The following is a 22285-nucleotide window of genomic DNA, read 5'->3' as shown; positions in this document are numbered from 1 at the left end:
TGCTCCTCCATTTCAACACTGTGCTGTCAGTCCTATTGTTTATTACGGTACATAGTCCGGTATACGGAAGGGGTGAGGTGTTCAAACTTTTTGAAGGTCTTAATAAAGTAGCCGGCATCACAGAAGCCTAACGTGTCGCTGATCTGATTGACGGGCTGATCCGTTATCTCCAGGAGCTGCTTGGCCCACTCGATCTTCAGCCGCGGAGCGAAGGTGGAGAAGTTCTCCCCGGTCTCTTTGGTGAAGATCCGGCTGAAATAGCTCGGGCTGATATGGCATTGTTTGGCCATGTCGTTCAGGGTAATATTCTTATGCTTATTCTGATAGAAATAATCAAAGGCAGGCTGCAGCAGCGGATTGGATGACCGGAACTGCTTCACGCTAAGCTCTTTAATCGAATGTTCTACCAGCGTATTAGATAGCTCGCTTTGCATGGCCTGAAGGTTGCCGTAGACCTGATTGGAGGCAGGAGCAAAGTCGATGGCGGGTGAGGCCGGTTCCCTGAGCAGCGTTTTTTGTACATTTGGATCGTCGTATTCTTCGAGATGGCTTCACCTACAACATAATTGCACAGGTGGAATAGCATATCTGCGGTGGTCGATACTTCTTCATAGGATAAGACCGGCAAGGACGCATACTCTGCTTCAAGCGCTGTGAACTTCTGTTCTGTATCGGCACTCGGCGGCCGTGAGACCAATTGCTCCAGCTGGTGGCCGGAATCACGGAGCCTGATCTGTCCGGCCATGACTGCTCCAATGTACTGATTATCAATGATGATCGGGATGGCAATATCGACAATGTTGAAATGGCACTGATAGATATAAGGGGCATTGAGTCTTACCGCTTCAAGACCGCCCCGGGCATCGCATTTCTGGCAGTACTGCGACAGCACGTCATCCTTCCTCACTCCCTGACAGAAGGGCTGGCAGTAGCTGTGCTTGCTGACAGGGATGCCTTTATAGTTAACGGTAATAATCGCCATCTTGGTGACGAGCGCGAGGGAGTCCTGCAGCACATGCCATTTCTCCAGGTCGATAATATTCTCCAGATTGAACAGCGGATTGCTCATGGTTGTCCTCCTTAATGTTGCGAAAGCCTAGGTAATCGGGAAATAGAGTGCAAGATTATACTACCCGACAAGTATATAACAAGAAAACACAATCTGAAAACGCTTAATTTAGTGAGGATAGTACAGTGCTTATAGATATTGGGCAGACTATACTTGACCTATAAAAAGAATTAGCAATGCTTCCGAAGCCAGTTTTGCTGCAAAGTTATTTCAAAGAAGCGGATCTTCCGTAAAACTAGGTCTATGCTTACGAAGCCAGTTTTGCTGCAAAGTATTTCAAAAAGAAGCGGATCTTCCGCAAAACTTTTAGGAGGAGTTCAGATGAGAAAAGCCTTTATCAGCCCAACTAAATATGTGCAAGGTGAGGATGAGCTGTTCAACCTCGGTTACTTTGTACAGACCTTCGGCAATTCAGCACTTCTTATCGCCCACCCGGATGACGTGAAGCGTGTGCAGGCGAAGCTTGATTTTACCGCCGATAAGTTCAAGATTACGCTCGTAGAGAGCAATTTCCGGGGCGAATGCTCCCGCGAGGAGGTCGCGCGCCTCAAGGAGCTGGCCCGGGAGAATTCCTGTTCCTGCACCATCGGACTCGGCGGAGGCAAGGCCATTGATACGGCGAAATGCGTAGCCGAAGGCGAAGCCTTGATTATCGTGCCGACGATCGCGGCGACCGATGCGCCGACAAGCCATTCAGCCGTTCTGTACACACCGGAGGGACAGTTCGATGACTATGCTTATTTCAAGCAAAGCCCCAGTGTTGTCATGATCGATACAACGGTGATTGCAAATGCGCCGACAAGATTTCTCGTATCCGGGATGGGTGATGCGCTCTCGACTTATTTCGAAGCCCGGGCGACTTCAAACTCTTACTCGAATGTCAACGCCGGCCTGCCTTGCGGTGTACGCGAGGGCGTGTGCGGACCTGCTAAAGGAACCAATACCGCCCTTGTGCTGGCGAAGTTCTGTTATGAAACTTTACTCAAAGACGGACTAAATGCCAAGGTGGCGAGCGACTGCAATCAGGTCACCCCTGCGCTGGAGAATATTATAGAAACCAATATCCTGTTATCGGGCTTAGGGTTTGAAAGCGGCGGACTTGCTGCTGCCCATGCGATTCATAACGGTCTGACTTCGCTTGAGGGTACGCACCACTATTATCATGGCGAGAAAGTGGCGTTCAGTACTATCGCCCAATTGGTGCTTGAGAATGCTGCCGGCAGCGAGCTGAACGAGGTACTGGAATTCTGTATCTCTGTGGGTCTTCCAGTCTGCCTGGCAGACATTGGAGTGGATAGCATTTCGCCAGAAGAGCTGCTGAATGTGGCGCTGAAGGCCTGCATTGCGGAAGAGTCGATTCATTCGATGCCGTTCCCGGTCACTGCAGAAGCTGTTGCCGCAGCCATTCGGGTAGCAGACCAGTTAGGCCGGAACTACAAGCTGGCCAAGGGGGTTTAAGATGAAGAAAATCATAAATACACCGGAGACAATGGTACGGGAGATGTGCAGCGGGCTGGTGCTGGCCCATCCTGAACTGGAATTCAACAGCAAGTACAAAGTCATCAAGAAGAAGCAGTTGAATCCGGACAAAGTGACGTTAATCAGCGGCGGGGGAAGCGGACATGAACCCGCTCATGCCGGATTCGTCGGGAAAGGGATGCTGGATGCCGCAGTCTGCGGCGATATCTTCGCGTCTCCCTCCCAAATTCAGGTGTACCAGGCGATCCGCTCTACGGCGGGGCAGCAGGGAACCTTATTAATTATCAAAAATTACAGCGGCGATATGATGAATTTCAAGAATGCCGCGTTTCTGGCGGGTGAAGACGGCATAGAGGTCGATTATGTGAAGGTCGATGATGATATTGCCGTGGAAGACAGCCTCTATACCGTCGGCAAAAGAGGGGTAGCCGGTACGGTCCTGGTGCATAAGATCGCCGGTGCGGCAGCGCAGCGGGGAATGTCCCTTCGGGAGGTGAAGGAAGCGGCCCAAAAGGCAATTAATCATACCCGGAGCATCGGCTTCGCCTTCACTTCCTGCACGGTTCCGGCCAAGGGAACGCCTACCTTCAAGCTTGAGGATAATGAAATGGAATATGGGGTCGGCATTCACGGTGAACCGGGTATCCGCAGAGAGCCTGTCTTAACAGCGGACGAGCTGGCTGGCAGAATGGTTTCCGCCTTACTGGAGAGCTTGGAAGCAAGCGGTGACAAGGTCCGGGAGGTTACGGTACTCGTCAACGGATTCGGCGGCACCCCGCTTCAGGAGCTGTATCTGCTGAACAACTCAGTCGTCCGTGAACTGGATGCCAGACAAATTACAGTACATAATGTACTGGCCGGCAATTTCATGACCAGCATCGATATGGCTGGGGCCTCCCTGTCGCTGATGAAGCTGGATGATCAGCTCAAGGAGCTGCTTGCTGACGAGTGTCATACCCCTGCCTTGTTCCTGCAGGGACCGTTCGAGCCGGTGAAATATACAGAGGCCGTCAGGGAGCCGGAACAGGAGGTATCCTTTACCTGTGAGACGGATGCGGATTATGCCAGGATTGCAGGAGATAAGCTGACCCTGAACAATCTGCTGTACGGCATGGATAAAATGAGCGAAATCATTATCCAGAATGAGATTCCGTTCTGTGAGCTGGATGCCCATGCCGGAGACGGCGACTTTGGAATGAGTGTCGCCAAAGGGTTCAAGCAATTAAAGACAGAATGGAAAGAGATTACAGAGAAGCATATTTCCGATATCGGAAGCTTCCTGGATGCCTGCTCGCTGGTTATTATGGAGCATTGCGGCGGGGCATCCGGCCCTATTTGGGGTTCAGGCTTCCGGGCTGCCGGCAAATATGCTGGAGCCAGAAGCGAATTATCGATGCAGGAGTTCGCTGAGATGATGGCTGCCGTAGTTAAAGGCATCCAGGACACCGGAGAAAGAGCATTTGGCAGAGGGGCTGTGGTGGGTGACAAGACGCTCATCGATGCGCTGGTTCCTTACGCCGAATCGTGGAAGAACAGTGCCCTGCAGGGCGAAGATTTCCGCACGGCTTCGGGCAAGGCGGCGGCTGCCGCTGTGGAAGGAGCCAAGCAGACCGAAACGATCGTGGCCCGGATGGGCAGAGCGGGTACGGTCGGCGAGCGGAGCCTCGGTTACCCCGATGCCGGCGCTTATGCACTGGGCGTGATTTTCACCGGGCTTGCGGAAGGCATGCACTAGCACAGGGGCTTATCAGGCTTCAATAAAAGAGTGAAGACCAGTTCAGCGGCGGATTTCTCCCGCCCGGAACTGGTCTTTCTCTTTTATCCCCTAACCGGAACAATCCGGTTGCGGCCTTGATGTTTAGCGGCATACAGGGCTTGGTCAACTGTTTTGAACAAGTCACTCAGGTAGGCGGAAGCCTCTTTGGGCTGCCGGGCCTTGAAATCACTGACACTTAGCAGCCCCATGCTGATGGTAACCGACACCGGATGGTCTATGTTGTCGATACTCATTTTATTGGATTCGATATTGGATTTGAGCTGCTCCGCTATAGCAAGCGCTTGGGCCTCATCCGTACCGGGTAAATAGATGATGAATTCCTCTCCGCCGTAACGGGCCAGAATATCATCCTGCCGCAGCGTTTGCTGGAGGACCTCGACTGTCCCGCAAATCACCGCATCCCCGGCTAAGTGACCGTAACGGTCATTCACCGCTTTGAAGAAATCGATATCGATCAGGATCAGTGCAGACGGGAGTGCATAATCCCGGCTCCGGTTAACTTCCTTCTCTAACTGCTGCGTCAGATAATGACGGTTATAGCATCCTGTCAGGCTGTCGGTGATAGCCATCTTCATAAGCTTGCGGTTCGTCTGAAATAACTCCTCCTGCACCTTAATTAAGGATTCATTTCTTTCCTGCAGAATGGTATTCTGATGATTAGTCTCATCAATGAGCCGGCGGAGCTCTGTGATATTCTGGAAGGTGATGATCCGCCCAACCCTGACTGCACTGACTTTAATAGGCGCGACATGAATACTGATGTATAACCCGCTGTCTTGATGCAGAAATTCAATTTCAGCGCTCTCATCCGGCCGGTTCAGATATTTATGCAGAAAAAGTCCTGCATGTTCTGCACTCTCCGGCAGGATGTCTTCCATATGGAACCGGTCACCGGTCTTCAGAACCGAGTAGGGGTGCAGCGCCTGATTAATCTCTACCACCCGCTCCTGGTCATCGAGCACAAGTATTCCGTATTCCATCGTATCAATAATGTCCTGATGGGCGATGGTCACAATATCAAATACTTTATCCTGTTGAATGGTAATCAGGAAGAAAATGGCGGATATCACTATACCCAGGGAAGTGAATCCCGGAATAACCGGCAGATAATCGTCGAGGACGACATTCAGGAAGATATCAAGCAGAAGAAACACAGTCACCGCAAGGATCCCTTTAAGCATGTACATGACCTGGTTTTTTATCCGGTCTGCCTGGTCAGAGACGAGCGCCACATATAGAATATATAAGGAAACAATAGCGTGGATAATGAGTATGGAAATATTGATCCAGAAAATAGGGCCATAGATTCTTTCAACATATCCGCCGTTAACCGGGAGAACAAACCAGCCGTTCGGATTCAGCACCACACCGAGCGAGGAGATGAAGGCTGGGATAAACAGGAGCATCAATATTTTCCGCTTTAGAAATTGGGTTTGGCCGGAGATCAGAATGATGAAAAAAATCCAGCCTGTAGTCAGCATAGCAGCATCCACGAAGGCAAGCTTTACATAAAACAGCTGATAGACCGGATTATCGACGGTTTTGATCGCGAACTGGCAGTAAGGCCACAGCATCATGGAAAAGTGAAAGGCTAAATATACCTTGTGTAGCTTCGTAATCGTGACAGAAGCGAATATGTATATCAACAATAAAAATAAAATAAAGCACAGGATTAAATCAACACAGGATCCCAAACTCAATACGCTACACCTTCTTGCTATTATTGGTAATTATGAAGCTTTATGGGACTAAAGTCTTATATATTGATTTTAATATATAATCAGCATGGTTAGAATACAAGCTATTTAGGGGAATCATGAAAAAAGAGAAGACGCAGGAGGAGAACAATTATGAAGTCGATCACGGTTCAAAGTCTTACTGAGAAATTTCATTTGGAAGTGCTTGCCGGAGCCAGCCGTATGGACCGCACGATTACCCGCCCGCGGACGCACAGACCGGGCCTGGAGTTTGTCGGGTATTTTGATTTTTTCCCTATGGAACGGGTGCAGGTGCTCGGACGCAAGGAAATTAACTATTTATTGACGCTAAGCGTAGAGGACCGCATGCTGCATATCGGAAACATCGTTAAATATCATCCGCCATGCTTTGTTGTCACGACAGGCCAGCAGGAAATCCCTTATCTGACCCTATTCTGCGATCAGGAGGGCATTCCCCTGCTGCGGACGACAGAGACGACGACTGAATTTATTGCCAAACTGGACAGCTATCTGGTGAAGACACTCGCGCCGGAGCTGTCGATTCATGGGGTATGCATTAATGTGTCGGGCATCGGCATCCTGCTCCGGGGCAAGTCCGGCATCGGCAAAAGCGAAACCGCGCATACGCTCATTGGCAGAGGCCACCGGTTCGTAGCGGACGATATTGTCGTGCTTAAAAAGCTGGGCCCGGCTACGCTGCTGGGAACCCATAATGAGACCACACGCGAGTTCCTGGCCCTGCGGAGTATAGGCCTGATTAACGTTGTGCGCCAATACGGCCGCACGGCATTTCAGGACGAAACCCGGATCGTCCTGGACATCGAACTATGTCCATGGCAGGAGAATTCCCTGAACAATGAACTGGAGCAGGTCACTCAGTTTAGCGAATATCTCGGGGTCCGGATCCCGCATATCGAGATTCAGCTTCAGCCGGGACGCGACATCGCCGGACTGATCGAGGCTGCAGCCAACAACTGGTACCTCAAGCAGCTCGGCTACAGCGCCGTGGAAGAGTTCATGAAGCGGATTGAGGACGGAATGCAGCCGTAACTGGAGGATTATCATACCGAATGAAGCGGAGGTAAGCTAGGTTTCCGCATCATTCCAGGCGGAAACTATAGTAACCGCTTTCAGTTCGTTGTAGAATGGATGAAACTATAAGCTGTGCCATTAACACGGAAATAAGGGAGCATGACGATGGAGAGGTTCTTGTCCAGTAAAAAGTATATCCCGTTCACCTACAAAATGATGATCCCGTATCTCATTCTTGTACTTCTGACAGATATACTGGTTGGTTATATTGCTTATACGATGCTCGTCGAATCCAGGACCGAGATGGCAGAAACGAATGTACGGACGGCCCTGAAGCAGACAAGAAACAATATCGAATACCAGACCGATGAGATCAAACGGATGAGCAATTCGCTGTTTCTCAATACGAATTTCCAGAATGCGCTGCAGTTTAGGGGAGAGCCCCTGGAGAATATGCTCAAAATGCGGGATGATATCGTTCCTTATATGAAGGCTCCTCTGCAATTATACGGAAACAAGCTGAGACTTGCGCTATACACCGTAAATGAGTCGATGCTTGAAATTACCGGTGATGAAATGTCAGCCCCCATCGGCAGAAGCGATTATTATGTGCTCCCTTCCCGGACTATCGAGAATACGGAATGGTTCAAGTCGATCGTTACGAATAATAAAGACAGCGTGTGGCTGCAGGCGGACAGCGACCGCGAACTGGGCAACATTTCGTATTTCCGCAAGCTGGTTGCCTCAAATGCTGCCCCGGCTGTTATCGGGTATATCCGGGTTACCGCGAGAATTGACGAGCTGTTCGGCAGTTTCGATACCTTTCCGGTTGATCAGGGTCTGGATCTGCGCCTGATTGACCGAACTAGCGGACTGACGCTGTATGAGCAGGGTGCAGTGGACAAGCAGGCCAAGCAGGACGCTTATTTAATCATTAGTGAAGATATTTCGTTATCGGGCTATGTCATCGAGGCACGGGTACCACACACCTATCTGAACAAGGATGCAAGCCGGATGCAGAAGGTGATCACTACCGTGTGCGCTATCAGCTTTTTGGTGATGGCGGTGATCGGCTTCCTGGTTGCCCGTATATCCGGCAAGAAAATTAAGCGGATCGTCTATTTGGCCCGCTCCTTTCAGGAAGGAAACTTTTACAAGCGGATCGGGTTTCCGGGGAATGACGAATTTGTCTACATCGCGAACAGCTTTAATCAGATGGCGGCAAGCATCCAGGAGCTGATCCATAACGTCTATGTGCAGGGAATCCAGAAAAAGCAGGCGGAGCTGGATGTGCTGCAGGCCCAGATCAGCCCGCATTTCTTATACAATACGTTGTCGACCATCGGCAGTCTGGCTAATCTGGGCGAAGTCGAGAAGGTGACGCAAATGGTACAGGGGCTGTCGAAATTTTACCGGCTTACCTTGAACGAAGGCCAGGTGTACATCTCGCTTGAAAAAGAGCTGGAGCAGGTGAGAATGTATCTGGAGATTCAGAGAGTCAAATATGCGGATGCCTTCGAGGTCTACTATGATATTGATCCGGAAATTTTGCAGGTTCCGATTATCAAGCTGATCCTGCAGCCGTTTGTGGAGAATATATTCAAGCACGCCTGGTTCGGGGAGACGATTGCAATCCGGATCACTGGAAAGCGGCTTGGCGACCGCATTGAACTCAAGGTGATTGATAACGGGATCGGCATGAGGCCGGATACCCTGCGAAAAATGCGTTCAAGCACGTTCCAGACGGGCAGCTATGGCCTGAAGAATGTTGAGGAACGGATCAAGCTGAGATACGGCAATGACTTTGGCATGCAGATCGGCAGCTATTTTGGCGCAGGAACAACCGTGCAGATTATTTTACCTGTGGAGAATGCAGAAATACGTGAAGTGATGGGGGAGTAAGCAATGGAAATAAATATTCTGCTGGTGGATGACGAGGCTATCGATCTGGAATGGCTCAGACGGCGCGTCGCGGGCAGCGAACATTTGCCTTTGCATAGCGTTATCACGGCGAAAAGCGGCTTTGCCGCATTGAAATTGATGGAACAGCACCGGATTGACATTATTCTCTCCGATATCCGCATGCCGATCATGACGGGGGTGGAATTTGCGCGGAAGGCAAAAGAGCTGAATCCTCAGGTGGAAATCGTTTTTATCAGCGGACATCAGGACTTCAGCTATGCCAGAGAGGCGATTCAATTGAATGCATCCGATTATCTGCTCAAGCCTGTGGGTGACGATGAGCTTGGCGAGATGCTGTCCAGACTCTGTACCAAGATCAAGCAGGAGAGGGAGCAGAATATATCCTTATCCGAAACGCTGTCGCTGGTCAATCAGGAGCTGCTGCTGCGCTGGTTCAATGAGTCTGCCCCGGGGCAGGTGGAGGCGCATGTGCAAAGTGTGCTTACATCTTACTTACAGGGCGCATCGGCGGTCGCCATCATTGAGATCGACGATATGGCCTGGAAGATGAAAGGCTGGAGTGAAGAAGAGCGGAGCGCATGGAGCAGCAGTGCCGGCCAGTTCATCCGGAAGTTCGCTGAGGAGCATAATTTGGGTATGGTGATCATGACCTACGACTATCACTTTGTGATCTTGGCTGCGGTACAGGAACAGTCTTTCACTGCCTTGCTGGAAGAGCTGATCCGCGCGTTTTATCAGCAGTTTAACTGCTCCATTACGATTGGAAGAGGGATGTACACCACAGAAGCGGTCAAGCTGCATGATTCCTACCGGCAGGCCCAGGCTGCGCTCAGCATTAAATGGATTGTCGGCAAAAACCGGCTCATCCAGGATGCCTCAGAGTGGCACCCGAAGGAGAGAATCGCGCCAGATTTAGAGGAAATTGTGGAACGGATGCTTAAGGCTATGCTCGATTATGATTTGACCACTATTGACGATTGTCTGCTGCAGCTGTTTGCCGGGGACAGCCCGCTCTCCCAGAAAAATGAGATTTACGATATTATTATCCGGATTACCTCTAAGCTCCATGCGGATCTGCGGCAGATGAACGAGCATTTGTATGAGATTCTGAATTGGGAATCCCATCAGCCGTTTGTACTGTTTCAGTTCGAAACGGTGCATGATATCCTGTCCTGGCTGCGGAGAAGATTCTTCGAGCTGTCGGAGCGGCTGTATTTGAAGCGCCAGCGGCAGAAACGGAAGCTGATCGATGAAATCACCGAATATGTGAAGGACAGACTGGACCAAAAGATCACTTTAAACGAGGTGGCTGCCCATTTCGACTTCACCCCCAACTATCTGGGTCATCTGTTCAAGGTGGAAACGAACAGCCTGTTCAGCGACTTCGTCGGTGAACTCCGCATGAAACGGGTATGTGAGCTGCTGCAGGATCCGACAAAAAAGGTGTATGAAATTGCAGAGCAGGCCGGCTATAAAAACATCATTTATTTCAACCGGCAGTTCAAGCAGCATATGGGAATGTCGCCCGGTGAGTACCGGAAGAAACATAAAATTTGAATACATTGGATAGGCTCCTGTTCCGGATGGAACAGGGGTTTATTTTTTTTGTCGAATCGTTGAATTAGTATTAGGTTTAGTTGTTTCGCTGAATTATCTTAACGCCCGCCCCCTCTTATAATGAGACATATAGAGAAGAGAGGGGTGCAGAAATGAAAGGGCATACATTCTGGAGCGATTTGAAAAATTACAAGGTTCTCTTACTGATGCTGGCACCGGCAGTTGCATTTTTTCTCCTGTTTGCTTATATCCCGATGGCGGGTATCGTAATTGCCTTTAAGAAATATGATTACGCCGGAGGGATCTTCGGAAGCGCCTGGAACGGGCTGGATAATTTCCGCTTTTTCTTTGAATCAGGGGATGCCTGGAGGGTTACGCGAAATACGGCACTATACAACATTGCGTTTATTACCGTGAATAACGTTCTGCAGATCTTTGCCGCGATTATGCTGTTCGAGGTCGGGGGCAAATGGTTCCGCAAAATCACGCAATCGGCGTTGTTTCTGCCTTATTTTATCTCCTGGGTCGTTGTCGGCGCGATTGCCTATAACCTGCTCAACTATGATATCGGCACAGTGAACGCGCTGCTTCGGGGCCTTGGCCTTGAGCCTGTCGATATTTACAATACACCTGCCTACTGGCCATACATTCTGGTAATCGTAGCTGCCTGGAAGAGTCTTGGATATGGTACAGTAATGTACCTGGCCGCGATTTCAGGGATCGATACCGAGATGTACGAAGCGGCCGAAATTGACGGCGCTAACATTTTCCAGCGGATCCTGAAAGTAACGATACCGAATCTGTATCCGACGATTATTATTCTGGTGCTGCTGGCGGTCGGGAACATTTTCCGCGGAGATTTCGGGATGTTCTACAACATGGTCGGCAACAACGGGCTGCTGTTCTCTTCGACAGACGTTATCGATACCTTCGTATTCAGATCGCTGATTACTTCCAATGATATAGGGATGTCGGCTGCGGCTGGCGTGTTCCAATCGGTGCTCGGATTCGTAACAATCATGACTGTAAACTACGCTGTCCGCAAGTACGACAAAGACCGCGCCCTTTTCTAGGAGTATACGAAGTTAGTTTTCTATAATGGAGGTAACGATATGAAGCAGCTTGATCGTAAAATATTTTCAGGCATTGGTTATGTATCCCTGATCATACTCGCAGTTTTATGTATCTTCCCGTTTATTCTTGTCGTATCTTCATCCCTTACTGAAGAAACGAAGATCGTAACGGATGGCTACCAGTTTATACCGACGGCCTTCTCTACCGAGGCTTATAGCATTCTGTTCAAATACCCGCAGGAAATGATAAATGCCTACCTGGTAACCATTGGGGTTACGGTAACCGGTACGCTGCTGGGTTTGTTCCTGACATCGATGACGGCTTATGTGCTGTGCCGTAAAGATTTCAAATGGCGTAATAAGTTTTCATTCTTCTTCTTCTTTACGACGCTGTTTAGCGGCGGGCTGGTTCCATGGTACCTGCTCATTGTCAACTATCTCAACATGAAGGATACACCAATGGCCCTAATCGTACCGATGATGCTCAATGTCTTCTACATCATTGTTATGAAGTCGTTTATGAGCAGCATTCCGGAAGCGATTGTCGAATCGGCTAAAATTGACGGTGCGGGCGATTTCAAGATTTACCTCCGCCTGATCCTGCCGCTCTCGAAGCCGGCGCTCGCTACCATCGGGTTGTTCCTTGCCCTGGCTTACTGGAATGACTGGTACAATGCCCTGCTGTTTATATCCGATGAGAAGCTGATGCCGCTTCAGTATTATTTGTACAAGATGCTGGGCAATATGGATGGTATGCGTAAAGCAATGATGGGTGCCGGAGCTGTAGTAACCACTGCAATTCCGACCGAGAGCCTCAAGATGGCTATGACCGTCGTAGCAACGGGTCCGATTCTGCTGGCTTATCCATTCGTGCAGAGATACTTTGTCCAAGGTTTAACGATTGGCGCGGTGAAAGGGTGAACCCGGGTATACCCGGTTTATCAATAGATTTCATATCTAACTACAAGGGGGAAGGCTTGAGATGCTAAAAAGAAATAGAATGATGTTGCTGGCGCTCGTTTTAACCTTCGTTATGATTCTGAGTGCATGCGGCGGCAATAACAATGCCAATGCACCGGCAGAGGCTACCAATAATGCGTCAGAGACCGGAAGTAATGCTACAGACACCGGGAATGCGGCAGATCCTGCAGCTTCAGATGCCATCGATACATCCAAAGAAGTGAAGCTGAAAATGATTTTTGTGGGACCTAAGCCGGTAGATTATGATAGTGTTTTTGCAGAAATCAACAAAGTATTGAAGGAAAAGATCAATGCGACTGTAGAAGGCGAGTTCCTGGACTGGTCCGACTGGGCGCAGAAATATCCGCTGAAGCTCGCGGCTAATGAAGATTTCGACCTCATCTATTCGGCGAACTGGGCCGGCTACAATGACCAGGCACTGAAGGGCGGATTCCTGGAACTGACCGATGATCTGCTTAATAAATACATGCCGGAAACTGTAGCAGCTATGTCTGATGTAAGCTGGGATCAGGCCAAGGTTAACGGTAAGCTGTACATGGTTCCGCAAAACAGAGGCGAGTCGGTTGAGAAGATGATCCTGTACCGTGAGGATTTGCGCAAGAAATATAATCTTCCTGAAATCAACAGCCCGGAATCATATGCTACTTACTTGAAGACGATCGCTGAAAAAGAAAAGGGTGTTACCCCGTTCACACCGGAAACTGGCGACTGGAAATATCATAACCTGGACCGTGTACTGTTGAAGCAGCAGAACGAATGGAATATGTTCGACCTTGACCTTCCGTTTGCCTTCAAATTAGACGATCCGACAGGCAAAGTATTCAATGTTTATGAAACACAGGAATTCAAAGATCTGCTGGTTTATTACAAGGATCTTGCGGATAACAATGCCTGGTCGAAAAACGTACTGAACAGCAAAAACGATCATCAGGCTGACTTCAAAGCAGGCAAAACCGCATCGATTACGCACAACAACGGTACCCTTGGTGCACTGATGGCGCTGATGCGCCAGGAAAATTCGCCTTATGAAGTCGCACTGGCTGACATCAACCCGGGCAAGAAGAAATCGGTAGCGATCTCGACACAGAACGGTACATCGATCCATGCTACTTCGAAGAATGTGGAACGCTCCCTGATGTTCATCAATCTGATGCAAAATGATAAACAGCTGCATGACCTGATGATGTACGGGATCAGCGGCGTACACTATGAACCGGTTGGCGATGACAAATACAAAGCACTCGACAAGAACCCGAACTATACCGGCTTCTCGAACTGGAACTTCAACTCGCCGCTTAACCGCGACAATGAAGCCTTCCCGCAGGAAGCTTCCGATTTCGTTAAAAACTGGGAAGCGGATGTTTACCACTATGATCTGGAAACATTCGTATTCGACAACAGCAAAGTGAAAACGGAAATTGCCAATGTCGGCAATGTAATGCTCCGCTACGCCATTCCGCTCGAATACGGCGTAATCGACGATATCGACAAAGGCCTTGCAGACCTGAACAAGCAGCTGAAAGCAGCAGGCGTTGAAAAAATCCAGACCGAGCTGCAAGCGCAGATCGACGCTTTCCTGGCGAATAAGAAATAAAGAACATTAAGCAATAGATCGCAATAGCTACCAGAGCCTCCGCCCATATGGGCGGAGGTTTTTTGCCGGAAATGCCTTGAGCCTACCCCGGAGACAAGTCTATGTGTCAGATTTAGAATTATTTTCCTGGAGTGAGGGTATCTGATAAAATAAGGAGGACGCTTAAGGTGGTTTTATTTCTATGGGATAAAAGAAGTGAAGGGGCGTAGTAGGAATGACAGGTAGAAAACAGTCTTATACGTTATGGGATGATTTGGAGAAATTCGACGTGGGGGATTCTGGTGCCTGTCCCTCTGAATGGAAGGGCAGAAAAGCGCTATATCTGAGTAAAATGAATTCTGCTATATTTTTGCGTGAAGAGGTGAGGTATGAGGCGTATCGGCTTCATGCTGAGGTGGCTATCCCCGGTGAAGTAGGTTTCGTTGGTTTAGTTTTTGATGCAATTGATTCCGAGAATTATGAACTAATTTATCTGGCTCCGCTTGAAATTCAATATGATCCCATTATGAACGGATCCATGACCTGGCAGATTTATAACGGGCCATTCTATCAGAGGCCGCTCCCGAACACAACTGGCGAATGGAGGGATTTAACGGTTGAAGTGGATCCGGATGGAGCGAAGGTTTACTTTGGGAATAGCTCAACAGAGCCGGCACTTGTTCTATCCAGCCTGCAGCACGGCGGGCAATCCGGAAAAGTGGGAGTATGGAGTTACTTGCCGGCATATATCCGCAACTTTTCTATTGAGGAAATTCACCCGGTACCTGCATCAAGAAGCATAAGGGCCCTGGACACACTTATATCCGAAACGTTTATAACAGAATGGCACGTATCGAATGTGTTTATGCAGGACAGGCCTTTGGAACAGCATTGGACACCTGCCTTAGTGGAGGAGAATGGCGTTCTCAACATCAACAGAATACATAAGGCGGAACCGGGAGCAACCGTTGAAGTGAAAAGTGTATTTATGGTCGATGAACAGCAAGAGACGATCCTAACACTTGGTTTCAGCGACACTATCCGGCTATGGGTAAATGATGCAGAAGTATATCAAGGTAACTGGTGCTGGGATCCGCCTGTACAGGATGGACGTATCCGTCCGGACTTTGCGAGTGTGCCTGTGCAGTGGAGAAAAGGTCTGAACTCTATTCGTGCTGAGCTATCACGGAAGGAGGACTTTGGATGGGGATTAGCTGTTAAAACAGGGTTATCAAATATGACACTCATAAGCTAACGAACAAGTTAAACCCATACAGAGGAGGGCTAGAATGATTCGATTATGCGGGAAACAAGATGAGGATACCATGTACCGGATTATTAACGATGCAGCCAAGGCATACCAGGGTGTTATTCCAGCTGACCGGTATCACGAGCCGTATATGAGCCGGGAAGAGCTGGGCCAGGAGATTGAGAATGGGGTTGTTTTCTGGGGGATCGAAGAGGACGGAGAGCTTGTGGGGGTGATGGGCATTCAGGATAAAGGAGAGGTGGCATTGATCCGGCATGCGTATGTCCGAACAGCCCGGCGTCAAGGCGGCATCGGGTCCTCCCTGTTAAGACATATTACTTCCCTTACAGAGAAGCCAATCCTGATCGGCACCTGGGAAGCTGCGTCCTGGGCGATCTCTTTTTATGTTAAGAACGGATTTGCTCTGGTTACGGCGAACGAGAAACAGATGCTCCTGCAAAAGTACTGGGATGTACCGGAGCGGCAAATCGAGACCTCTGTAGTTCTGGCTTCGGCTGATTTTCTTATATGATAGAACTGGACAAACAATTCACAAGAAGATTGGCGATCATGCTTGAATCCGGGCTGATTTGGTATGAGCACTATTTCATGTTCTGCGACGAAATCATTGAAAGGTTAGATAAACCACCCTACTGGATTATTGACCTTGCGGTAACCAGCTATAATAAGGACGCGGAGAGGATTGTGAATAATTACGCCTTTTCTGAGCCGTTCGAAGCTTTCGAGGATTCATTATTTGATCTTCATATCGGTTGTTTGTTTCTGAGGTATGAGCGGAGGGAAATATCCTGGTCAGCTTTTTTGAAGGCCTCCGGTGACTTTGCAGACGGCTATCAGACAGTGAAAAATGGATGCGGATTCTTCTATGATATGCTGAATATGTATGCACACAGCGAATACTCCGCCGATTTGGAATTTCGTCAGGCTGAGATCATCCAAGAAGACTTCAAGGATGAGATCAGTGAGGCACGAGGTTTATATGCCCCTTTTGCAGACTATTTCCGGAAGTATGTATTATCATTCAAAGGACAGAGTGAAGCTTAGTAGGCATACACATACACCTTGGTCCGCAGACGATCCTTGCAGGTTATAGTGCGGATAGGCTGCCTGCCCGGCAGGGCAAAACAGACGCTGATCACCACTGCGCCGGGCGGCAGCTCCTGCTTGAATTTCTCCGCCAGCCGTACCATTGCGCCAGGGAACAAATAACAGAGCACAATGCCGGCATCGCTATAGGAGGTTTTATAGATATCTCCCCGTTTAAAATAAACCCTGTTACGCAGACTCTCCCGCCTGCCGGCTGCCGGCAGGAAACGGGTGAGCAGCACCGTGAGCAGCTGAGAGAACCACAAAGGAAGGGTGGAATTCTCAATACCGGTCAGCCTTTTGCCGGGGCAATGGCGGATAACGTCCAGCCCGAGCGTCCCCCACCCGGAACCCGCCTCGATGATATTGCCGTACCCCGGAATCCGGTTCACCTCTGCGGCAACTGCCAGCCGGACAGATTTGGAAGTCGGCATCGGCGTGATCCCGTTTCTCCAGCTTACAAGCACAATCCACACTACTGATAGCAAAACTACGGAAGCGGCAATCCAGGGGATGATTTCAAGGACAGACATAAGCGGCTCCTTCTTGGCCTGCCTGCGGCAAGCTGTGATGTACAGAATAAACTAACTAATTTTAAGCATGGAAGCAGTGTGGCTCGTTCCAAAGGCGCTCCTTGAGAGGCACAGGGCATAGTAACGGGATTTTCTCCATCTAATTATCACTAAAAGGGACAGAGAGAGATTCTAGTGGGAAAATGTCCCGCTAATTCCTTACATACATCCCTAAATGAGCATTTTCCGGGAGTTTAGGTGGAGGTTTTCCACTTAAAGTCTGATTTACGGTGAAACTGAAAGGTTTAGGTGGAGGTTTTCCCGCTATAAATTTACTATTGCAGCCGATGCGTAACTCTACCGTTATCTTAACTATATTTTTGTGGATTGAACACCGGTGAATAGGATTGGCATTATTCAATAGGCGGAATAACCGTACATTATTTGAAGAAAATCAGCCCAGACCCCTTTTTCATGGGGCCTGGGCTGATTGTACTTACAGCGAGAATAAAGTACGCAGCAGGCTGCGTTTTTTAGGCGGTGCCTTCAGCTTGGCAGCGGCAACGGGGTGCAGCTCTTCATGGGCGGCGGCTGCCTGGAGTCCCGGCTGTTGTATCGTTTCTATGGATAACGCCAGCTGCTGAATCATCTGGCGCAGGTCTTCAAGCTCCTCGCGCTGGCGGAGCAGCTGTACAGAGACCACCTCGTCCGCTTTCTGGTCCAGCGAGTGTTCGATTTGCGTGATGCGGGACCACATTTCATGGATGGGTTTATCCTCTGCCTGCACCGGACGTGTGCTCTGCAGCGGTCCTGCAGGCTGGTTGTGGCCCGTCAGCGTAATGCGGTCCAGGGTTTCCCCCTGATCGATGCGGGTTTTAATCGATTTTAGCTGGCTAACTTCCTGCTGGGAGAAGATATAGTGCCCAAACCGGTCCTTTGGAAAGACATTAGGGAACATGGCGGCCCAACGTTTAATCGTGGTCTGGCTGACGGACAGCAGCTCTGCAACTTCCTTGGTCTTGTACATTTCCATTTTGATTCCTCCGCTTGGGGTATTTTGCTATTAACAATTCGCCTTTCGAAAGCGACTCCCTGCACGGGTGACAAAGGTGGTGCCCATTCGCTAAACAAAGTGTTATTGCGAGTAAAGGTGAGTGAAGCAGTGAACTATTGTTCTACATAAACAGGCCGGATTTTACTTTTTTCTGGGCAGCAAAGAGACCGCAGCCAGTACGGCTGCGGTCTCTTCCATACATTGTGTGCGCACCTACCTGCGGTCCTCCACCAGCAGCTCAAGAAATCAGAGTAGGAAATAACCTTTATTATATCAGTCCCTGTCCTTTAGGAGAATTTATTCTAAAGGATATGTTGTGGTTTGTGTTTGGGGATAATGTGAAGAGGAGGAGGTAAGGATGACCTATACTGAAATTTTGATCCGGGCGATTCTATCGGTGCTACTGCTGCTGTTCATTCCCAAAATACTGGGCAAGCAGACGATTTCCAATATGACCTTTCATGATTTTGTGACCAGTATTACGCTGGGCTCTCTTGCGGCCAACCTTGCGTTTAATGTCAGCCTGAAAGCCTCATATTTAGTCTTGGCCCTTGTGGTGTTTACGGCTACCGCTTTTCTGCTGTCGGTCCTGGCTCTAAAAAACCGCAAGATGAGAAGCTGGATCTCCGGCTCTCCTACCGTACTCATTGAAGATGGCAAGATCATGGAAAACAACATGAAAAAGATCCGCTATACCCTGGATTCGCTGGACCAATCCTTAAGGGAGAAGGGAATCTTCAACATCGAAGAAGTGGACTACGCCGTGCTTGAAGACAATGGAGAGGTCTCTGTATTGAAGAAGGAAGCCTACCAGTTTGTCACCAAAAAGGATATGGGAATTCCTCAGCGTGCGCAGGATTTTCCCGTGGAGCTGATTATGGATGGTGTGCTGGTAGAGGACAATCTGAAGCTGCACGGGCTGACCCGGGAATGGCTGGAGAGCGAGCTTCGGAAGAAACAGAAGGGAAAGACGCTGGCAGATGTGTTCTATGCGGTAAAAGGCACACAGCAGCAGCTGGTATTCGATTTCTATGAGGACGGAATCCGTCAGCCGCTGGATCAGGAGTAAGCAGCATAGCAGTGCAGCCGCAAGTCGCAATTGATGAAGATGCTGCTGATATACAAAAACCGGGAAAGCCTCTGCTCTCCCGGTTTTTGGCGACTGAACTCTTTTTACCAGGCGTAAACGCCATTCACATCCAAAAATTCTCCATTATGGCGCTTGCCGTCTGTGGCGTAGCCTACGATAATTGCAGCCCCGTCTTCCTTGGATTTCCCGCCTTCGGCATTGCCGTTCAGATCGGTCTTCGTGAACCCGGGGGTGACTGCGAATACCTGGGCGTTGCTGTTCTTTAGCTCTATGGCCATCGCGACGGTCATCGCATTGTTGGCTGTTTTGGAGGCGTTGTAGTCGAACGCATTCAGCGCATGCTCCGCGTGCTGCATGAAGTGAAGCGAGGCCATATCCGTCGAAACATTCACAATCGTACCTTCATTCTGCTTCAGGAGCGGGAACAAACGCTGGTTCAACCGGAAGGTTCCGAAGAAATTCACTTCAAAAGCGTTCCGCAAATCCTCCTCCCGGGTCGCGCTGAACGAGCTGGAGAACGCCCCCGGCATGCCGGCATTGTTAATCAAAAGTGCCAGATCGGAGTAGCGTGTCTGAATAGTGGCAACGGCCTGTTCAATGCTCTCCTGATTCGTCATATCCAGCTGTAGAAACTCCACATCCAGGCCCTGGCCGGTTAATTCGGCAACTGCGGCCTTACCCCGCTCTATGCTGCGTGCACCGAGTAATACCTTCCAGCCCGCTGCCCCGAGCTGTCTTGCGATTTCCAGTCCAATCCCTTTATTTGCGCCAGTTACCAAAGCTGTCTTCATCATCTTTATCCCTCTTTCCTCAGAGTAAAATCTATCAATAATCCGAAGCTTACTATGCTACACTAAGTGTAGGTCAACACTAAATGTCAGGATGTGATGAAGATTTTTACGATTGGACAGGTTGCCAAGCAGGTAGGGCTGAACATAGGAGCAATCCGGTTCTATGAACGCAAAGGATTGCTGGAGCCGGCGGTCCGCAATGAACAGAACAACCGGCTGTACAGTGAGGATGTGATCGGCTGGCTGGAATTTCTGAAATGCCTGCGTGAGACGGGAATGAGTGTGGAAGAGGTTAAGAGGTATTACGACATGGTCAAGACGGGAACGTCTACCCTTCCGGAGCGAACGAAGCTCATTGAGGACCAGAGGCAGGCGCTGCTGGAGGATATCGAGAAGAAGAAAGCGCAGCTTGTTCACCTGGAGCATAAGCTGGAGCGGTATTACCGCGGGGAGAATTATTAGACAGAAGAGGCCATCCCGCCAAGGGATGGCCTCTATTGCTATTTAGCTGCAAGCTAATTAGTGACTGTGCTCCACGCTCGCCGTTGCTGTCATCATTGACTTCGTCAGCGTAATCGCCCCATTACTCTGAGTCCACTTCACATCCCAGCCGAGCAATTCGGCGATGAAGCGCACAGGAACCTGAACGCGGCCCTTATCCAGGAAGACAGGAGCTCCGATGTTCTTGCGCTGCCCGTTCAGCTCCATGTAGGATTGTCCGGCCCAGAAGACTGCGGTGTTCGCGCCGTCCTTGATCCAGAGCGTTTTCTTAGTGTTGTCCCAGGTGACATCGACGCCAATGGCTTCGCCGAGGTAACGGAGCGGGATGAAGATGCTGCCTTTTTTCATGACTGGGGTGACATCCATCTTGCTGGTTTTACCGTTAACGGTTACAGCTGTGCTGCCTGTCATCATCGAGATGGTTGTCATGTCCGCAGCCGGTGCTGCAGTTTTCCCGTGGAACTTATCCGGGAACTGGGCGACGATGCCGCCGGTTAGCTCACTTGCCGTCATGAACATATGGGCATAGGCGGTGCGTTCGAAGGTATACGCGTTAGCGAAGTCTTTATTTACATAGCTGTTGAAGGTATCCAGCAGGTGGCCGATGTGCATCTTCAGCCCCCCGGCGATGGCTGCTGTTTCAAAGTAAGCGGGATTTGCGCTATGGAAGAACGCAGCCTGCTTCATCCGGTATTCTTCCAGCTCAGCAACGGCCTTCTGCCGTCCGGCTTCATCACCCGCCGCAGTTGTCTTTACATAATCCACAAAATATCCGATATGGGAAGTCCAGATCGTCTTAAAGGCATCGCCGGCAGCCTTGCCGTATACGGAGGCAATTGCCGCAGACAGGTCCTCGGTATTGCTGTTCAGGGCACCTGCTGCAGCGGTAAAGTCAGGTGCACCGTCGATGCCTTTTTGCATCGCAAGTGCGGCGAGGGTGGCATGCTCACCAAGCAATTGTCCAAGTCCGGCCCGCAGGTCGATTCCCGGTGAGGCTACAGACTCTGCAGGGAATTTAGCAGGGAACTGGGCCTCAATTCCGGCGGACAGTGCCGCAGCGGTCATGAACATATGCGCATAGGAAGTCCGGGTGTCCGCATAAGCACCGGCATAATCCTTATTCACATAGCTGTTGAAGGCATCCAGCAGGTGTCCGATGTGCATTTTCAGACCGTCTGCAATGGCCGCCGTTTGGAAATGCTCCGGATTGGCATTGTGGAAGAACTCCGCCTGCTTCATCCGGTACTCTTCCAGTTCAGCAACGGCTTTTTGACGGCCGGGTTCGTCTTTAGCGGCAGTGGCTTTCACATAGTCTACGAAGTAGCCGATATGGGAGGACCAGATGGGTTTGAAGGCATCGCCTGCGGCCTGCCCGTAGACGGAAGCGATCGCTGCACTGAGGTCATCTGTATTCTTGCCCAGAGCGGCGGCGGCATCCCCGAAATCTGCGGCTCCGTCATAGCCTTTTTGCATCGCAATTACAGCCAGCAGGGCATGCTCCCCGAGCAGCTCACCCAGTGTTACCTGTAAATTTGGTGCGGCCCCGTTCGTGTCCACTTCATGGGCACTGGCAAGCACAGGTATAAATAAACTCAGACACAGCATCAAGATAGCCAGCTTACTTTGCAGTTTTTTCAATTCGATCACTCCTTCATTCAAAGTTGAGCCGCTAATCAAAAGCGGTTATACTCAGTGGAACGTAGGAAACCTGGAGTTGGATCACTTTTTAGTAAATTAAATTTGAAATATATATCCATCCAACTTAGAGGCTCATGCGAAAAATCCATCTTAGAGGTTAT

At 49.8% G+C, this 22285-nt stretch carries 20 protein-coding genes; 13 read left to right on the top strand and 7 right to left on the bottom strand.

The features are described from left to right. Positions 1-32: 32 nt before the first annotated feature. Positions 33-434 carry a helix-turn-helix domain-containing protein gene (locus JRJ22_RS29380; protein ID WP_232380990.1) on the bottom strand — a complete coding sequence of 134 codons (402 nt, stop codon included), beginning with the start codon at positions 432-434 and terminating at the stop codon, positions 33-35. After that, positions 404-1069, bottom strand: a complete 666-nt coding sequence (locus JRJ22_RS29375; protein WP_232380989.1) for a PocR ligand-binding domain-containing protein — start codon at positions 1067-1069, stop codon at positions 404-406. Before JRJ22_RS29375 ends, JRJ22_RS29380 begins: the two co-directional genes overlap by 31 nt. 321 nt (positions 1070-1390) lie before the next feature. Here JRJ22_RS29375 and JRJ22_RS28405 point away from each other — a divergent pair, with 321 nt between their 5' ends. Both JRJ22_RS28405 and dhaK read left to right on the top strand, forming a co-directional pair. Next, positions 1391-2527, top strand: a complete 1137-nt coding sequence (locus JRJ22_RS28405; RefSeq protein WP_206102518.1) for a glycerol dehydrogenase — start codon at positions 1391-1393, stop codon at positions 2525-2527. A gap of 1 nt (position 2528) precedes the next feature. Next, entirely contained in the window at positions 2529-4283 is a 1755-nt protein-coding gene (gene dhaK, locus JRJ22_RS28400) for a dihydroxyacetone kinase subunit DhaK (protein ID WP_206102517.1), read from the top strand. Positions 4284-4366: 83 nt separating this feature from the next. Here the strand turns inward: dhaK and JRJ22_RS28395 are convergent, their stop codons facing one another. Further along, a complete protein-coding gene (locus tag JRJ22_RS28395) occupies positions 4367-6019 on the bottom strand; it encodes a histidine kinase N-terminal 7TM domain-containing diguanylate cyclase (protein WP_332461412.1) in 1653 nt (550 codons plus the stop codon). 156 nt (positions 6020-6175) lie between these two features. On the opposite strand from JRJ22_RS28395, the gene hprK reads away from it, so the two are divergent. The 9 genes from hprK (at position 6176) to JRJ22_RS28350 (ending at position 16496) form a co-directional block, all read left to right on the top strand. After that, on the top strand, positions 6176-7093 hold the full coding sequence (hprK, locus tag JRJ22_RS28390) for an HPr(Ser) kinase/phosphatase (RefSeq protein ID WP_206102515.1): 918 nt from the start codon (positions 6176-6178) through the stop codon (positions 7091-7093). Between the two features lie 141 nt (positions 7094-7234). Continuing rightward, on the top strand, positions 7235-8977 hold the full coding sequence (locus JRJ22_RS28385; protein WP_232380988.1) for a sensor histidine kinase: 1743 nt from the start codon (positions 7235-7237) through the stop codon (positions 8975-8977). A 3-nt stretch (positions 8978-8980) separates the two neighbouring features. Continuing rightward, positions 8981-10555 carry a response regulator gene (locus tag JRJ22_RS28380; protein WP_206102514.1) on the top strand — a complete coding sequence of 525 codons (1575 nt, stop codon included), beginning with the start codon at positions 8981-8983 and terminating at the stop codon, positions 10553-10555. Positions 10556-10707: 152 nt separating this feature from the next. Then, on the top strand, positions 10708-11628 hold the full coding sequence (locus JRJ22_RS28375; protein ID WP_206102513.1) for an ABC transporter permease: 921 nt from the start codon (positions 10708-10710) through the stop codon (positions 11626-11628). A 39-nt stretch (positions 11629-11667) separates the two neighbouring features. Then, positions 11668-12549, top strand: a complete 882-nt coding sequence (locus tag JRJ22_RS28370) for a carbohydrate ABC transporter permease (RefSeq protein WP_206102512.1) — start codon at positions 11668-11670, stop codon at positions 12547-12549. Positions 12550-12610: 61 nt separating this feature from the next. Continuing rightward, positions 12611-14203, top strand: coding sequence for an ABC transporter substrate-binding protein (locus JRJ22_RS28365; protein ID WP_206102511.1), 1593 nt, complete (start codon positions 12611-12613; stop codon positions 14201-14203). A 214-nt stretch (positions 14204-14417) separates the two neighbouring features. Beyond that, entirely contained in the window at positions 14418-15437 is a 1020-nt protein-coding gene (locus tag JRJ22_RS28360; RefSeq protein WP_206102510.1) for a hypothetical protein, read from the top strand. A 34-nt stretch (positions 15438-15471) separates the two neighbouring features. Continuing rightward, a complete protein-coding gene (locus JRJ22_RS28355) occupies positions 15472-15963 on the top strand; it encodes a GNAT family N-acetyltransferase (RefSeq protein ID WP_206102509.1) in 492 nt (163 codons plus the stop codon). Further along, on the top strand, positions 15960-16496 hold the full coding sequence (locus JRJ22_RS28350; protein ID WP_206102508.1) for a hypothetical protein: 537 nt from the start codon (positions 15960-15962) through the stop codon (positions 16494-16496). Before JRJ22_RS28355 ends, JRJ22_RS28350 begins: the two co-directional genes overlap by 4 nt. Here the strand turns inward: JRJ22_RS28350 and JRJ22_RS28345 are convergent. Together JRJ22_RS28345 and JRJ22_RS28340 are read right to left on the bottom strand one after the other, a co-directional pair. Continuing rightward, positions 16493-17071 (bottom strand): class I SAM-dependent methyltransferase, encoded by a 579-nt coding sequence (locus JRJ22_RS28345; RefSeq protein ID WP_206102507.1) that lies wholly within the window; start codon positions 17069-17071, stop codon positions 16493-16495. The two genes, JRJ22_RS28350 and JRJ22_RS28345, sit on opposite strands and share 4 nt — an antisense overlap. Positions 17072-17546: 475 nt before the next feature. After that, positions 17547-18083 (bottom strand): MerR family transcriptional regulator, encoded by a 537-nt coding sequence (locus JRJ22_RS28340; protein ID WP_206102506.1) that lies wholly within the window; start codon positions 18081-18083, stop codon positions 17547-17549. Between the two features lie 379 nt (positions 18084-18462). Here JRJ22_RS28340 and JRJ22_RS28335 point away from each other — a divergent pair, with 379 nt between their 5' ends. Further along, positions 18463-19173 carry a DUF421 domain-containing protein gene (locus JRJ22_RS28335; protein ID WP_206102505.1) on the top strand — a complete coding sequence of 237 codons (711 nt, stop codon included), beginning with the start codon at positions 18463-18465 and terminating at the stop codon, positions 19171-19173. A gap of 104 nt (positions 19174-19277) precedes the next feature. Here JRJ22_RS28335 and JRJ22_RS28330 read toward each other — a convergent pair whose 3' ends face one another. Continuing rightward, positions 19278-19988, bottom strand: a complete 711-nt coding sequence (locus tag JRJ22_RS28330; protein ID WP_206102504.1) for an SDR family NAD(P)-dependent oxidoreductase — start codon at positions 19986-19988, stop codon at positions 19278-19280. 93 nt (positions 19989-20081) lie between these two features. Here JRJ22_RS28330 and JRJ22_RS28325 point away from each other — a divergent pair, with 93 nt between their 5' ends. Continuing rightward, a complete protein-coding gene (locus JRJ22_RS28325) occupies positions 20082-20447 on the top strand; it encodes a MerR family transcriptional regulator (protein WP_232380987.1) in 366 nt (121 codons plus the stop codon). A 57-nt stretch (positions 20448-20504) separates the two neighbouring features. On the opposite strand, the gene JRJ22_RS28320 is transcribed toward JRJ22_RS28325, so the two are convergent. Next, a complete protein-coding gene (locus JRJ22_RS28320; protein ID WP_232380986.1) occupies positions 20505-22133 on the bottom strand; it encodes a copper amine oxidase N-terminal domain-containing protein in 1629 nt (542 codons plus the stop codon). Between the last annotated feature and the right edge of the window lie 152 nt (positions 22134-22285).

Source organism: Paenibacillus tianjinensis, from assembly GCF_017086365.1.
In the GTDB taxonomy this organism is placed as follows: Bacteria; Bacillota; Bacilli; order Paenibacillales; family Paenibacillaceae; genus Paenibacillus_AQ; species Paenibacillus_AQ tianjinensis.
This window is presented reverse-complemented; position numbering and strand designations above follow the sequence as displayed.